The organism is Kitasatospora nipponensis (assembly GCF_039528135.1).
In the GTDB taxonomy this organism is placed as follows: Bacteria; Actinomycetota; Actinomycetes; order Streptomycetales; family Streptomycetaceae; genus Kitasatospora; species Kitasatospora nipponensis.
Window position 1 is genome coordinate 57,895 of record NZ_BAAALF010000018.1, and the last position, 13,271, is coordinate 71,165.

At 69.7% G+C, this 13,271-nt stretch carries 13 protein-coding genes; 9 read left to right on the forward strand and 4 right to left on the reverse strand.

Going from position 1 to position 13,271, the window contains the following annotated elements; genetic code table 11:
* The first annotated feature begins 164 nt into the window (after positions 1-164).
* From ABD323_RS08430 to ABD323_RS08440, 3 genes are all read left to right on the forward strand, one after another.
* A complete protein-coding gene (locus ABD323_RS08430; protein ID WP_030918248.1) occupies positions 165-368 on the forward strand; it encodes a cold-shock protein in 204 nt (67 codons plus the stop codon).
* Between the two features lie 367 nt (positions 369-735).
* Positions 736-2,232, forward strand: coding sequence for a DEAD/DEAH box helicase (locus tag ABD323_RS08435; RefSeq protein WP_344440610.1), 1,497 nt, complete (start codon positions 736-738; stop codon positions 2,230-2,232).
* A gap of 173 nt (positions 2,233-2,405) precedes the next feature.
* Positions 2,406-2,786, forward strand: a complete 381-nt coding sequence (locus tag ABD323_RS08440) for a CBS domain-containing protein (protein WP_344440611.1) — start codon at positions 2,406-2,408, stop codon at positions 2,784-2,786.
* Positions 2,787-3,004: 218 nt separating this feature from the next.
* Here ABD323_RS08440 and ABD323_RS08445 read toward each other — a convergent pair whose 3' ends face one another.
* Entirely contained in the window at positions 3,005-3,466 is a 462-nt protein-coding gene (locus ABD323_RS08445; RefSeq protein WP_344440612.1) for a class F sortase, read from the reverse strand.
* Between the two features lie 651 nt (positions 3,467-4,117).
* On the opposite strand from ABD323_RS08445, the gene ABD323_RS08450 reads away from it, so the two are divergent.
* From ABD323_RS08450 to ABD323_RS08460, 3 genes are all read left to right on the forward strand, one after another.
* Positions 4,118-5,308 (forward strand): ice-binding family protein, encoded by a 1,191-nt coding sequence (locus tag ABD323_RS08450; protein ID WP_344440613.1) that lies wholly within the window; start codon positions 4,118-4,120, stop codon positions 5,306-5,308.
* A gap of 268 nt (positions 5,309-5,576) precedes the next feature.
* Complete coding sequence (locus tag ABD323_RS08455; RefSeq protein WP_344440614.1) at positions 5,577-6,161, forward strand: DUF5819 family protein; 585 nt, start codon at positions 5,577-5,579, stop codon at positions 6,159-6,161.
* Positions 6,151-7,206: an HTTM domain-containing protein gene (locus ABD323_RS08460; RefSeq protein WP_344440615.1), complete on the forward strand. Its 1,056-nt coding sequence runs from the start codon at positions 6,151-6,153 to the stop codon at positions 7,204-7,206. The genes ABD323_RS08455 and ABD323_RS08460 overlap by 11 nt, the downstream gene beginning before the upstream one ends.
* A gap of 484 nt (positions 7,207-7,690) precedes the next feature.
* On the opposite strand, the gene ABD323_RS08465 is transcribed toward ABD323_RS08460, so the two are convergent.
* Positions 7,691-8,014, reverse strand: a complete 324-nt coding sequence (locus ABD323_RS08465) for a PRC-barrel domain-containing protein (protein ID WP_425555910.1) — start codon at positions 8,012-8,014, stop codon at positions 7,691-7,693.
* 210 nt (positions 8,015-8,224) lie between these two features.
* Between ABD323_RS08465 and ABD323_RS08470 the strand changes: the two genes are divergently transcribed.
* The gene (locus ABD323_RS08470) at positions 8,225-8,473 is read left to right on the forward strand and encodes a hypothetical protein (RefSeq protein ID WP_344440616.1); all 249 of its coding nucleotides are present in this window, start codon (positions 8,225-8,227) and stop codon (positions 8,471-8,473) included.
* Positions 8,474-8,703: 230 nt separating this feature from the next.
* On the opposite strand, the gene ABD323_RS08475 is transcribed toward ABD323_RS08470, so the two are convergent.
* Complete coding sequence (locus ABD323_RS08475) at positions 8,704-9,183, reverse strand: DUF5994 family protein (protein ID WP_344440617.1); 480 nt, start codon at positions 9,181-9,183, stop codon at positions 8,704-8,706.
* 336 nt (positions 9,184-9,519) lie between these two features.
* On the opposite strand from ABD323_RS08475, the gene ABD323_RS08480 reads away from it, so the two are divergent.
* On the forward strand, positions 9,520-10,827 hold the full coding sequence (locus ABD323_RS08480; protein ID WP_344440618.1) for a PP2C family protein-serine/threonine phosphatase: 1,308 nt from the start codon (positions 9,520-9,522) through the stop codon (positions 10,825-10,827).
* A 706-nt stretch (positions 10,828-11,533) separates the two neighbouring features.
* The gene (locus tag ABD323_RS08485) at positions 11,534-12,025 is read left to right on the forward strand and encodes a hypothetical protein (RefSeq protein ID WP_344440619.1); all 492 of its coding nucleotides are present in this window, start codon (positions 11,534-11,536) and stop codon (positions 12,023-12,025) included.
* 657 nt (positions 12,026-12,682) lie between these two features.
* On the opposite strand, the gene ABD323_RS08490 is transcribed toward ABD323_RS08485, so the two are convergent.
* Positions 12,683-13,003 (reverse strand): hypothetical protein, encoded by a 321-nt coding sequence (locus ABD323_RS08490; protein ID WP_344440620.1) that lies wholly within the window; start codon positions 13,001-13,003, stop codon positions 12,683-12,685.
* Positions 13,004-13,271: the final 268 nt, after the last annotated feature.

The following is a 13,271-nucleotide window of genomic DNA, read 5'->3' on the forward strand; positions in this document are numbered from 1 at the left end:
GTCCTATTAGTTGCAGTAGTGGTTCCCATGAACTTTGTGTGCGCCTGCTGATGTATCGCAGGCGCATTTTTGTTTTCCGGCTCCTCCCCGGATGGGTGCTCATCGCGGCGACTCGAAGCCCGTACTGTGCGCGCTTCGGACAGCCCCTTGAAGGAGATTTCTTTATGGCTAACGGCACTGTGAAGTGGTTCAACGCGGAAAAGGGCTTCGGCTTCATCGAGCAGGAGGGTGGCGGCCCGGACGTCTTCGCCCACTACTCGAACATCAACGCCAACGGCTTCCGTGAGCTGCTCGAGGGCCAGAAGGTCGAGTTCGACGTCACGCAGGGCCAGAAGGGCCCGCAGGCCGAGAACATTCGTCCGCTGTAGTTTTTCTGCCATGGCACCCGCTTAGCAGCGAGGGGCCCGCACCGCGTACATGCCCGGTGCGGGCCCCTCGGCATTGCGTCGCGATGCCCATCCCCGGCCGTTGAGGCCTCTGGTTCCGCCACCGGCGGCCATCCCCACGCGAGACGCCCAGCGCCGCGTCCGGATCGGCGCCCTGCCGTGATGCCTCACGGTTCGAGGTTCGCGCTCCCGCCCTTTTCAGTGAGCGCTGACCGCAGGTGACGTGCCGCACGGTTCTACCGTCCACGCCTGCCCGTCACACTTCTGGCCCGTTCCCTTGCGGGCTCCGCCGGCGCCCCGCGCTGCGGAGCCTTCCTCGTGACGTGCCGCCCCGAGGAAGGTCTCCCGCATGAACCGCTCCAGTCGCTCCTCGTATCAGAACGCCAACTCCCGCTCCGGCGGCAACTCCTTCTACGGCGACCGGCCGGCTGGCGGCCAGCGCTCCTCCAGCCGGAGCGGCCGCCAGAGCACCTCCCCGCAAGGTGAGTTCGCGATGCCGGTCAGCACCACTCCCGCGCTGCCGGCCGTCGAGTCGTTCGACGAACTGGACATGCCCAAGGCGCTGCTCGCCACGCTGACCCGGCAGGGCGTCACGGCGCCGTTCGCGATCCAGGCCGCCACGCTGCCGAACTCGCTGGCCGGACGTGACGTCCTCGGACGAGGGCGCACCGGCTCCGGCAAGACCATCGCGTTCGGCCTCGCCGTGCTGGCCCGCACCGCCGGCCGGAAGGCCGAGCCGCGCCGGCCCTTGGCCCTGGTACTGGTCCCCACTCGGGAGCTCGCCCAGCAGGTCACCGAGGCACTCACCCCCTACGCCCACGCCGTGCGCCTGCGGATGGCGACCGTGGTGGGCGGCATGTCGATCGGCCGCCAGGCCCAGGTGCTCAACCGCGGGGCGGAGGTCGTGGTGGCCACCCCGGGCCGGCTCAAGGACCTGATCCAGCGCGGCGACTGCCAGCTCGACGGGGTCGGCATCACCGTGCTCGACGAGGCCGACCAGATGGCCGACATGGGCTTCCTGCCGCAGGTCACCGAGCTCCTCGAACAGGTCGCCGAAGGCTGCCAGACGATGCTGTTCTCCGCCACGTTGGACCGCAACGTCGACCGCCTGGTGCGGCGCTTCCTTGAGGACCCGGTCACCCACTCGGTGGACCCCTCCGCGGGAGCGGTCAGCACGATGGAGCACCACGTGCTGCACGTCCAGAACTTCGACAAGAACGCCACGATCGCCCACATCGCCTCCCGTGACGGCGGGGTGATCATGTTCATCGACACCAAGCACGGCGCGGACCGCCTGGTGGAGGACCTGCTCGCCAGCGGGGTCAAGGCCGCCGCCCTGCACGGGGGCAAGTCCCAGCCGCAGCGCACCCGCACGCTGGAGCAGTTCCGCACCGGCCAGGTGACCGCGCTGATCGCCACCAACGTCGCCGCCCGCGGCATCCACGTCGATGGGCTGGACCTGGTCGTCAACCTGGACCCGCCGAACGACCACAAGGACTACCTGCACCGCGGCGGGCGCACCGCGCGGGCCGGCGAGTCCGGCACCGTCGTCACGTTGGTGTTGCCCAACCAGCGCCGCGAGATGGCCCGCATGATGACCACGGCCGCCATCACCCCCGTCACCACCCGGGTCAGCGCCGGCGACGAGGACCTGGCCCGCATCACCGGTGCCCGCGTGCCCACCGGCATCCCCGTCGTGATCGCCGCCCCCGTCGTCGAACGCCCCCGCCGCAGCGCGTCCACGGGACGCAACCGCCGCAGCCGACCCGCCCACGCCGGCCGCACCCCGCAGACCACCACCGGTTCGCGCACCGCAGCACCCGCGCGCGTCGCCCTCGCCGCGTAGGGCGCCGCGAGCCCGGCCCGCGTCGCGGTCCGGGCTCGCGACATTCACCGATAGGCGACACGGTTCCCACGACGGCCGCACGAGGAACCCGCAACCAGCACCGCCGGCCCATCCCACCGCCAGTGCCCAGACCGGCGCCACCACCGGCGGCAGAGACGCGAAGGAATCCGCCCATGACCACCACCCTTGAACGCCCCGCGACCACCGCCACGGTCGGAGACCTCATGAAACACCCGGAACTGCAGATCAGCGACGACGTCACGGCCGACACCGCGATGGACATCCTGCACAGCTCCGGCGCCGACCACGTTCTGGTCCGCGCCGAGGACGGCCGCTGCGCCGGGCTGCTCACCCGCCTGCACCTCGCACCGTTCCAGGCCCGGTCCTGGTACACCGAACGCACCCCGGTGCGCGACATCGTCCTCGACCGCGCCCCCTTCGCCACCGCCGACAAGGCGGCCGCCGACGCGGTCGCCGCCATGCACTCCCGCGGCCTGGACGCGTGGCCGGTGGTGGACCACGACGGGCACGTCATCGGCCTGCTCAGCTTGTAGGCGCGCTGGGTCGCGCCTCGCCCGACGGCCCGTCGGGCGGCGGTGCCGGGAACTGGGGGCCGGTCGCGGAGCGCCAGGGCGCGGGTGCAGGCGGCGTCAGGGGCCCGGACGCCGCGGGACTCCGGAGCGTGGCCGCAAGGCGCAGGTCCGGACCGGGGTGATCATCGAGGTCAGTTGCCTCTCGCATGGGTGAGTCGGGGTGTCGAGATGACGAGCGGTCAGGTCTTGGCGCGCGTCAGGTGGGCATAGGCGACGACGTTGCTCTGGTAGCCGGTCTTCTTGGAGAAGCCGCCACCGCAGGTGATGAGCCGAAGTTCCGGCCGGTTGGTCCGTCCGTAGACCTTGTCGCTGGGGTAGTGGTCCTTGGGGTAGACCTCGACGGCGTCGACGGTGAAGACGGCCGTGGTGTGGTCCTTTCGGTCGATCTCCACCTCGGCTCCCCGACTCAGGCGGCCCAGAGCGTAGAAGACGGCGAGCCCGCTCTTGTTGTCGACGTGCCCCGCCATCACCGCGGTGCCGTCCTGGCCGGGCGCAGCGCCAGCTTGGTACCAGCCGACGACGTTGTTGTTGTCGGGGGGTGGTGGTTGGAGTTGGCCCATGGCGTCGAGTCCGATGGGAACGACGGGGGCTTCGAGGCCGATGGTGCGGATTCGGATCCGGGTGGGTGGCGAGGCGCTCATGGCGGGGGTCGCGGGTTCGGTTGCCGGTTGATCGGCGGCCCGGAGGGGCGTGGGGAACATCTGCGCTGCGGTCGGTTGGGGCGGGAGTACCGTGCGGTTACCTTCCCTGATGAACCACGCTCCCGTGGCCAGGAGCAGGGCCGTGCTGATCGCGAGCCACGGCGTTCGAAATCCGTGCACTGCCGTCTCCTCGTCCGGGCACGAATGTCGCCTCGCCGCGACACGCAGAGAGGCGTCGGCGGCGGGCCGGGTCAACTCGGGGCGGGCGGGGAGGGGCCGTTTCCGAGGTCAGCTCATCGTTTCATCTGATGACCAGAATGCCCCCTCAGCAGCTCCGCGCCGAACGGGTGACACGTGCGCCGGATTGCACGTCCGGCGTCCGGGGATCCGGGCCGGCTGTGACGTGCCGTCAAGCGGCTTCCAGTCGGGGCATGTTGATCACCGAGCGTCACCCGTATGCATCGGTCTCAATGGCGGCTATAAGCCGGTTGCATGCCTATCATATTCGTATGCGATCTCTATTCGGAGGTTTCGTAGGGGCGGATTCTGCATGCCTTTCGCCTCTTGTTGTGGCTCCGGGATGAGATTTCGAAGTCTTTGGTCCGTTGTATTCGATTCCATCGGATCCTCCATGAGGAGATTGACATCTTGATGAACGTGAATGTCGCTGCTCCGCCTCTTCGTCGCGGGCTCGCCGCGCGGATCTCGACGACGCTCTTACTGGCTGTCTCCGCCGCAGGGATGGCGGTGCTGCCGACCCCCGCGCACGCGATCGGTGTGGCGGTGCCACTGGGGACGGCGGACAGCTTCGCGGTCCTGGCCGGCCAGTCCGTCACGAACACCGGCCCCAGCACGATCACCGGCAATGTCGGGGTGAGTCCCGGGACCTCGGTAACCGGCTTTCCTCCCGGCACGGTGAACGGAGTCATCCACTCGGCCGACGCCGTCGCGCTCCAGGCGCAGACCGACCTGACCGTCGCGTACAACAACGCGGCCGGCCAGGCCTCGGATGCCAGCATCTCGGGCGACCTCGGCGGCCTGACGCTGAATCCGGGCGTCTACACCGCGTCCTCCTCGATCGGACTGACCGGCACGCTCACCCTCGACGCCCACGGTGACCCGAACGCGGTGTGGATCTTCCAGGTCGGGTCCACGCTCACGACCGCCTCGGCGAGCCGGGTCCTCCTGGTGAACGGCGCGGCCCCGTGCAACGTCTTCTGGAAGATCGGTAGCTCCGCCACGATCGGGACCAACTCGACCTTCGTCGGGAACATCCTGGCGCTGACGTCCATCTCGGCCACCACCGGGGCGACCATCGACGGTCGGGCGCTGGCCCGCAACGGGTCCGTCACCTTGGACACCAACACCATCACCCGGGAAACGTGCGCGACCGGCGGTACGACCGCGGGTACGACGGCGGGAACAACGGCGGGTACGACCGCAGGAACAACGGCCGGTACGACGGCAGGCACGACGGCGGGTACGACGGCGGGTACGACCGCAGGAACAACGGCCGGTACCACCGCGGGCACCACCGCAGGAACAACGGCGGGTACGACGGCGGGTACGACGGCGGGTACGACGGCGGGTACGACGGCGGGTACGACCGCAGGAACAACGGCCGGTACCACCGCAGGAACAACGGCCGGGACCACCTCCGGGGCAACGGGTGGTGGACACGGTGGCGGGCGTCCCCCCGTCGGCAGCGTGCCCACGGGTGTCGGCGGCTCGGCAAGAGGCCCGAACGCCGTCGAGATCGCGGCCGGCGTCGCCCTCGTCGGACTGCCTCTTGCCGGCGCCGGGGTGATCGTCCTGCGCCGACGCGCACGGTCCGTCTCCTGACCCACGAGCCGGAACACGAGTGATGTCCCCGCGCGAGCGACCTAGCGCGGGGACATCACCGCACGCCGGCCGGACACGACAACACGCAGGACAAGCGCAGGTGCGGGCCTGCGGAGAGGGAGCGATGAGCGACACCGACCCCAGCGGACCACCACCGGCATGCTCCGTCCTCACCCCCACACAGGGGTCCCCGCCTGCAACGGGCCGCCCGGCGGAGAGCTCCCCCTCGGAGCCGGCCCTGTCGTTGCCGGCCGCCATGACGGTGGCGGTGGCGACCGTCGCGTGCGTCATGGCGGCACTCGCCCATGTCTGCCTGGTCTTCCTGCATGTCGCACCGTCAAACGCAGTCTCCCAGCAGTACGAACCACAGATCAATGCGTGGATCTACCCCTACTTCGAGCAGAACTGGCAGCTGTTCGCTCCCAACCCCGAGTCGGTGAGCCGGCAGATCTGGGCCCGGTCCGCGACCTCGGCCCCGGACGGCTCCCGACAGATCGGCGAGTGGCAGGACCTGACCGCGATCGACGACGCCGCCGTGCAGCACACCCCCTTCCCCAGCCACACGGCACAGAACATGCTGCGCCGCGCGTGGGCCGCCTACGCGCAGACGCACGCCGCCTCCGACCAACCCGCCACGGAACGGGCGCAGATGCTGCAGCAGTACCTGGCGAACGTGGCCGCCCGGCGCTTGGCCGGCGGCGCACGGCCCACCTTTGACGCAGTCCAGTTGCGCGTCGCCGACACGCCGATCGCGCCACCCGGGTCGACGACGCCGCACGCCGAAGTGTCCGGTGGTACGCCCTCGAACGCCAGGTACCTCCCTTGGTGGCAGGTGGAATCCCATGACCGCTGACCCCAGGCACGACCCCGTCACGCGAGCGTTCACCTTCCTCACCGAACACGCCGTGTCGCTGCGCGCCGCGGCCCTGCTGCGCATGGGCTACGGGCTGCTCTACCTCGTCTTCCTCCTGCGAGAGTTCCCGCACCGCGACGAGATCTGGGGCCCCGGATCGCCGTGGACACCGGAACTCGCACACGAACTCCAGGCACAGACCGGAGGCTTCAGCCTCCTCACGCTCTCGGACAGCGGCGCCTGGTTCGAGGCCTGCTACGCACTCGCTCTCGTGACGTCCGCCCTGTTCGCACTGGGATGGCGCACCAGGGCGACCTCTGTCCTGTTCGCCCTGGTGGTGACCTCGTTCCACAGCCGCGCCGTCCTCATGACGGACGGCGGGGACAACCTCATCGTGCTGATGGCCGTCTATCTCACGCTCACGGCGTGCGGCCGCCGCTGGTCCCTCGACTCCCGACGGGCACGGCCGAGCCATCCAGTCCCCGGGCCCGGGCCGGTGCGCCACGGGCACCGGTACGCCGAACCCGTCCGCCGCCGACTGGCTGTCGTCGTCCACAACTGCGGCATGTTCGTCATCGCCGCCCAGGTCTGCTTCCTCTACGGCTCCGCCGGTCTCTCCAAGGTGCAGGGCAGCCTCTGGCGCGACGGCACCGCACTGCACTACGTCCTGCACCTCGACCTGTTCCGGCCCTGGCCCGTACTCTCAGCGCTGGCCGACAGCCACCCCCTGCTCCTGACGGCCGCCTGCTACCTGACCGTACTGGTCCAGGTCGCCTTCCCCTTCGCCTTGTTCAGCAAGGTCAAGTACGTCGTCCTGGCCATCCTGGTCGGCATGCACCTCGGCATTGCCCTGCTCCTGGGACTACCCGTCTTCTCCGCCGCCATGATCATCGCCGACGCCGTGTTCCTCCCCGACGCCCTCCTCCTGCGCACAGCCCGTGCCGCCCGCGCCTCCTTGCAAAGGGCCACTCCCCACGCACTCATTCCCAGACCCACCCCACCCGCCGCAGGCACGGCCGCCCCTTCGATCCCCGAAGGCACCTGATCCACGCTTCCTCGGCTCGCGCGACCGCCGGATGGTCGACATGGGGGCACGCCACGGCGCGTCGGTCGCCTTCGCCCGCACCGGGAACCCCGGTGGCCGCGACAGAGGACTGACCCGTGTCGGCCGCGGATGTTCCTGAGTCGGCCCTCACTCCGGCGCACGTGTCCGGCAGTCGCAGTCACTGCCACGGAAGGTCGGCCCCACCACTTCGCGGCACCGTCGGGCCGGAAGGCGGGTCGCTCGGTGGCGCGGCGCGGCCGGGGCAGTGCGTCGCGCAGGGCGGCCGACCGGTAGGCATGCTGAGTCGCGCCGGAGCGGGCATGCCGTCGCGGTCCCGTCGAGGCTGGACCGGCAGCCCGCCACGAAGGGTCAGCGGTAGGCCGGGAGGCCCTGGTCGGTGGAGATCAGGGTCGGGGCGGCCGAGCCGTCGGCGGGCAGGGCCTCCTGCGGTCGTGTCCGGTCTCACCGTCGTGCCAGGCGGCGTTCACCGCTCGCACCCGGCGGGTGGTCCAGGTCCGTGGTGGGTGAAGTCGGCTGCCTCGTCCTCGGCAGGTTGCTCGCCGTCGGTGCCGATCGCCGGCGCACGCTCGACCTGGCTCCTGGGGTGGGCGAGCTGCGGACAGCCGGGGCCGACCCGCGCACCGGCGAGGGGGACGAACACCGGGCGATGACGCGTGGGCAGTCCGACCGTGACGGTGGCGAGCGACGGCTGAGCGGTCGCGGTGTCCACAGGGACGGACTTCAGCGTGCCGATCTCACGTCCGCCGTGGTCGGCCACGTCATGGCGGCGCAATTCCCGGGATGTCACCTGCTTCGAACACCAGCAATCTTCCACGTCTGCGGCGTTTCCCATCGTCCCACCAGGGCGACTGCCGCACCGGCTCGGTGCGCCGGCCAGGCAAATCGTTGCGACCACTGGCCGGGCTGCGGTGCAGGCGGACAGCACACCGGTCGCGGTCAGCCTGCCGGGCCCATACGGTCGTGGTTTGGGGACCGATCGTCGTCACAGGAGACCAGGATGCGGCACTACCAGTGGACCCTAGAGACCCAGGACGACGCAGGCCACTGGTCCCCGCAGGACGGCGCGCCCATGCCGAACCCCCTGGAATACGACGGGTCGCCCCAGCAGGCGGCAAGCCACCTGCGGGACGTGTTCGTGCGCACGCTCGCCCGGCCCGCTCCCGGCCCTCGAGCGATCAAGATCCGCGTCTGGGAGGGACTCTCGGTGGGCGAGCCCCAGGCCGAGACCGAGTGGTCACGTGAGTAGTCGGACCAGCCACAGCCCGTAGCGCGGGCTCGGCTCGCCGCGTCACCGGCCCCTGCACAGGGTGTCCCTCCGCGGGGTGGTCCGGCCGTCCCGTGCGGGGCCGGCGAGGAGCAGGGCTTCACGGGGCCAGGCGGCGGCACAGCCGGTCTGGCACACCACCGCCCGAACCCGACGCGAAATGAGTCGGCGCGGACGGCGAACCGCGTGGTGTTGTTCGCTGACGGCCGGCGTTATCCGCCCGCCTGCGGCCGGTCTGCTGTCGGAATACCCGCAGCTGTCAGGAGGTCGCTTCCGGTGCGCGTGTTGGCCGGGTCGGACGCCGTGGTCATCAGCCACTCGGCGGCGGAGGCCTCGGCGTCGGGGGGAATCACCAGGAGTTCCAGGCGCAGAGGGATGAATGAGCACACCATCACCTCGTCCGCGTCCTGCTCCTGTTCGAACCATCCGACGTGGATGACGTGGCCTGCGACCGGGACCCGGCGGGGGATGACCGGCCAGTGCGCCGGATTCACGGTGACCCGGGTGATCCGCCCCCACCTGGGGTCCAGCGCTGCCGCCAGCGGGGGAAGTTCACGAAGGAGGTCGTGCGAGCGGGGCCACCAGGCCCCGTCCAGCCGGCCGGGGGTGGCGCCCTCGGGTGTCAGCGAGAGTCGGACCGGCGGTTCCGGCCCCGACGGCTGGCCAGTGGCGGGATCGAAGGTCGCGGTCATGTCGAACACCTACCCCGGGCTCTTCTGGACGGCCACGTGCTGCAGCGGGGGCACCCCCGAGCCGTCCGCACGCCGCCGACGGTGAGCACTTTCACCGTACTCCGGCCAGGGCCAGGGCCGACTCATCGGAGTACTTCGACGGACGTCCCATCTGGACTTCCCCTGGACCTACAAGATCCAAGTGTCGGGAGTGTCCACGTCGCGGGGCAAAGCTCAGAGCCCGCGTTGACTCGAATCGAGGAAGGGCCGGATGGGCGGCCGGTGCGGCCACGCCGATGTCCTGTCACCTGCGTGTTGTCCGGGGGACCGGTCGTGGGTGTGGTGGAGTGGGCGACTATGGCAGAGGCTGATGGGGAGCTCGACAGGGTCGTGGTGGACCGGTCGGAGGGGTTCGGGGAACGGCTGCTCGGGGTGCTGCTGGACCGGGCGCACGAGATGCCACCGCAGCTGGTCGCCCCGCTGATCGCCGAGGAGGTCGCCATCGTCGGGGGCCGGGAGGTCTCGATCCTGCTGCAGGACTACGAGCAGCTGATGCTGGTTCCGCTGCGCGGGCGGCGGTTGAGGGTGGGGGAGCCCCAGCCCATCGACGCGTCCTCCGCCGGTACCGCGTTCCTGCGCGCGGCGGCGGTCGAGGTGGTGCAGCCCGACGGGGTGCGGATGTACCTTCCGCTGCTGGACGGCAGTGACCAGGTGGGGGTTCTCGCCCTGACGCTGGACACCGTGGACGACGACGACCGGCGGTTGTTGCGACGGCTCGCCGGCCTGGTGGCCGACATCCTGGTCACCAAGAACGGGTACACCGACGAGTTCTTCAGGGCGCGTCGCCTCTCGCCGATGACGACCGCGGCGGAGCTCCAGTGGTCGTTGCTGCCACCGCTGACGATGTCCACCCCGCAGGTCGAGGTCGCCGGGATCCTGGAGCCCGCCTACCAGGTGGCGGGTGACAGTTTCGACTACGCGCTGAACGGCGACATCCTGCACGTGGCCGTGATCGACGCGATGGGCCACGGACTGGACGCGGCGGTGATGGCGACGGTCGCCATCGGGGCCTACCGGCACTCCCGGCGCTCGGGCATCGCGCTGGCCGAGACGTATGCCTTCATGGACACGGCGATCGCCGACCAGTTCGGGCCCGAGCAGTTCGTCACCGCGCACATGATGCAGCTCAACGTCGTCTCGGGACGTCTGCAGTGGGTCAACGCCGGCCATCCTGCGCCGCTGCTGATCCGCGACCACGACGTGGTCCAGCAGTTGAAGGGCCCCACGACGTTGCCGGTCGGCTTCGGCGGGGAGCAGCCACGGATCAGCGAACAGCAGCTTCACCGCGGTGACCGGGTGCTCTTCTTCACCGACGGTCTCGTGGAGGAACACCTGGCCGGCGGTGAGCAGTTCGGCGAGGAACAGCTGATCGACGTCGTCGCCCGGGTGGGGCGTGTGCAGGTCGGCCTGCGGTCGACGGTGCGGGCGCTGTCCCAGACCCTGAAGCGGGAGCGCGGCGGAGCCACCAGTGACGACGCGACGCTCTTCCTGGTCGAATGGCGCGGCGGTAGCGCCGACCACCTCGCGACGGCCTCTTGGGACGACGGCCGCAGCACCCCTCCCGGAGCAGCCGGCAGTACCCGGAACCAGACCCCGACCACCTGACCGGGGCAGGAAGACGAGGAATGCCATGCTCAAGATCGGTACGGCGGAGATCAGTTGGCGAGCCCGGGGTGGAGGGCTTGGATGCCAGGGTGGCGATCTGGTTCTTGTTCGCAGCCACGACCCGGCCGATCTCGGGAGAGGTGTTCCGGTGGTCCTCACGGCCGGCCGGCGGCAATGCACAACGCGGAGCGACGGCTTCACCTCAGGAGCAGGTTCAGCTGGACGCTGTGGGGCTGCCGGCCGCACGGCCGGGGCCTGTCTCGGGCGGATCGATCGGACAGGCAACTGTGGCGGTGAACCCATGCGACGGTATTAGTGCACCTGGCGGGCCCGAATACGCGCTTTGCCGGAGTAACCTGGAAGGTGCCGGAGAACTTACCGGAAGGACGATCGCGAGGAGGTAATTATGCAGATTAGTGGAGCAGGAGCCCTGATTCTGCGACTCGTGATCGCGAAGTCCCATCCCGGCCTTTCGGTCGGGAGATAGCGGGATCACTGAGGTGTCGGGGGCGCAGGTGCAAATCCTGTTGTTCAGCGTTTATGCAGGGCGTGGGCCGTTTTTGCAGAGATGCGAAAGCGGCCTTTTTGTTGTTTCTGTCAGGTGGCAGTCGCAGTGCGATTCCATCACGCGGTCACAAGTGTTGGGGGCGTTCCCGTCCCCTGCGATCCGGCGGGTGTCCGAGTGGCTCGGGAATACCGTGGAAGTATGTCCGTTTCCGCACAGGACGGCCGGACCCCTGAACCCGTTCCGGGCTTCCACATCGAAGCGGACCACTTCGCCTGGTTCCAGCACGCCCTCGCCCGCACCGGCGCCGGCCTGACAGCCTTCGCCGGCGACGCGGCGGCCACCGTCCCGTATCTGATCGGCAGGCAGGGCCGCAAGCGGTACGAGGGCATCTCACACGCCGCGATCGGCAGCGTCCAGGACGCGGACCACGAACTCCTCGGCATCCCGTTCGTCGGCACCGACCACGTCCTGCGCCTCAACCGCACCCGGGTGGAGGCCTTCTCGGGTGTGGCCGAGGACCTCTTCGAACACCTCGTGGAGCGCGGCCTCACCCACTATCGCGAGGAGGCCCACGCCCGCCGTTCCTCGTGGCCGACCGCCGCCTGGGACGACAAGTGGGACGGCCCCGTCTCCATCCATCCGGACGGATCGGTCCTCGCCCTGCGTGTGCTCCCGGAGCGGGACTGCTGACAGCGCAACGCCCCGGCGTGTTCCGGACCCCGGACCCCGGCTTGCGGTCGGCGCGAGGCCCTGCCGGGCCGAGGACACAGCGCCATCGGCGAGAGGTCGGGCCTGTCAGGCGCAGCCATGTCACCCGCCTTCGCGGGCCACTGCCTATCCCTCGTTGTCGACCTCCGGCTGTCAGGCCCGGATCAACGCGTGCACGGGAAGTGCTGAGTCCGGTACGGCGAGGCGGGTGGCCGGCATGGCGCCGTGGCTCCTGTGATGAGGTGCTCGCCAATGAGGTGCGGGACAAAGGCGGTGCCACCGTGTCGGCCGGCCAGTCGACCGCGACCTGGTAGGTGGCGATGACGGCTGCTTCCCGTACACCGGCCTATCCAAGGTCTCGGCAGCTCATCGGCGCGTGGCGCCTGGAGGGCCGTTACTCGCAGTGTCCGGCCCCTTGGGACCACTTTGGGACCAGGCGCATTGAGCGCCGGTGGGCACATGTGGACGAATCTGGACGTATGCGACCGAGGTAACACCTGGGCCTCCGTCGGGTCGCGTGAATCGTAAGATCAGCCCGTTTGCCTCAACTTCCTTGATTGAAAAGCAGGTTGGCCTCCTGTTCGGGACTTGTCGAGCAGGAGGCCAATGGGCACGTCGGTGAAGTCCCTTGACTGGGGGTCAAGGGGTCGCAGGTTCAAATCCTGTCGTCCCGACAGAAATGTCGGAGCCCCGCTGACTGGACGGAAGTCCAGCTCGGCGGGGCTTTTGCCGTTCCCGAGGGTGGGTCAGCGCACAAGCCGCAGGTGGCGGCCGGGGGAGTCCGGCGGGACCACCTCGGGGACCAGGGGCCGGGCGGGTCCCGCTCAGATGCGCGCTCAGTGCCTCGCCGGCCTGCTCGATCGAGCGGCGGTCCGGGTGAAGGTACCGCTGAGTGGTCGTGAGCGAGCCGTGCCCGGCGATCTTCCGCAGGACGTGCAGTGGCACCCCGGCGTTCGGCATCCACGTCAGGCCGGTGTGCCGCAGATCGTGACGGCGCAGGTGCTCGGCACATCCGGACCCACGACGGCCGGACGCTCATCGGCATGTCGCAAGCGGGCTGACCTACTGAGCCTGAGCCCTCTTGCTCCTGCCTACCTGGCTCCAGACGTAGGCGTGCCGCGCGACGGTGTAGATTCGGTCCACCTGGTTCGGGGACACCAGCACTGGCCACGTGGGTAGGACCGAAGCGATCTGCTCGCCGGCGATGACCGCAACCGCAGGCTTTGCC

Coding starts and splice junctions, on each gene's coding strand:
- ABD323_RS08430 (WP_030918248.1), top strand. CDS start 165: ATGGCTAACGGCACTGTGAAGTGGTTCAACGCGGAAAAGGGCTTCGGC.
- ABD323_RS08435 (WP_344440610.1), top strand. CDS start 736: ATGAACCGCTCCAGTCGCTCCTCGTATCAGAACGCCAACTCCCGCTCC.
- ABD323_RS08440 (WP_344440611.1), top strand. CDS start 2,406: ATGACCACCACCCTTGAACGCCCCGCGACCACCGCCACGGTCGGAGAC.
- ABD323_RS08445 (WP_344440612.1), bottom strand. CDS start 3,466: ATGAGCGCCTCGCCACCCACCCGGATCCGAATCCGCACCATCGGCCTC.
- ABD323_RS08450 (WP_344440613.1), top strand. CDS start 4,118: ATGAACGTGAATGTCGCTGCTCCGCCTCTTCGTCGCGGGCTCGCCGCG.
- ABD323_RS08460 (WP_344440615.1), top strand. CDS start 6,151: ATGACCGCTGACCCCAGGCACGACCCCGTCACGCGAGCGTTCACCTTC.
- ABD323_RS08470 (WP_344440616.1), top strand. CDS start 8,225: ATGCGGCACTACCAGTGGACCCTAGAGACCCAGGACGACGCAGGCCAC.
- ABD323_RS08475 (WP_344440617.1), bottom strand. CDS start 9,183: ATGACCGCGACCTTCGATCCCGCCACTGGCCAGCCGTCGGGGCCGGAA.
- ABD323_RS08480 (WP_344440618.1), top strand. CDS start 9,520: ATGGCAGAGGCTGATGGGGAGCTCGACAGGGTCGTGGTGGACCGGTCG.
- ABD323_RS08485 (WP_344440619.1), top strand. CDS start 11,534: ATGTCCGTTTCCGCACAGGACGGCCGGACCCCTGAACCCGTTCCGGGC.
- ABD323_RS08490 (WP_344440620.1), bottom strand. CDS start 13,003: ATGCCGAACGCCGGGGTGCCACTGCACGTCCTGCGGAAGATCGCCGGG.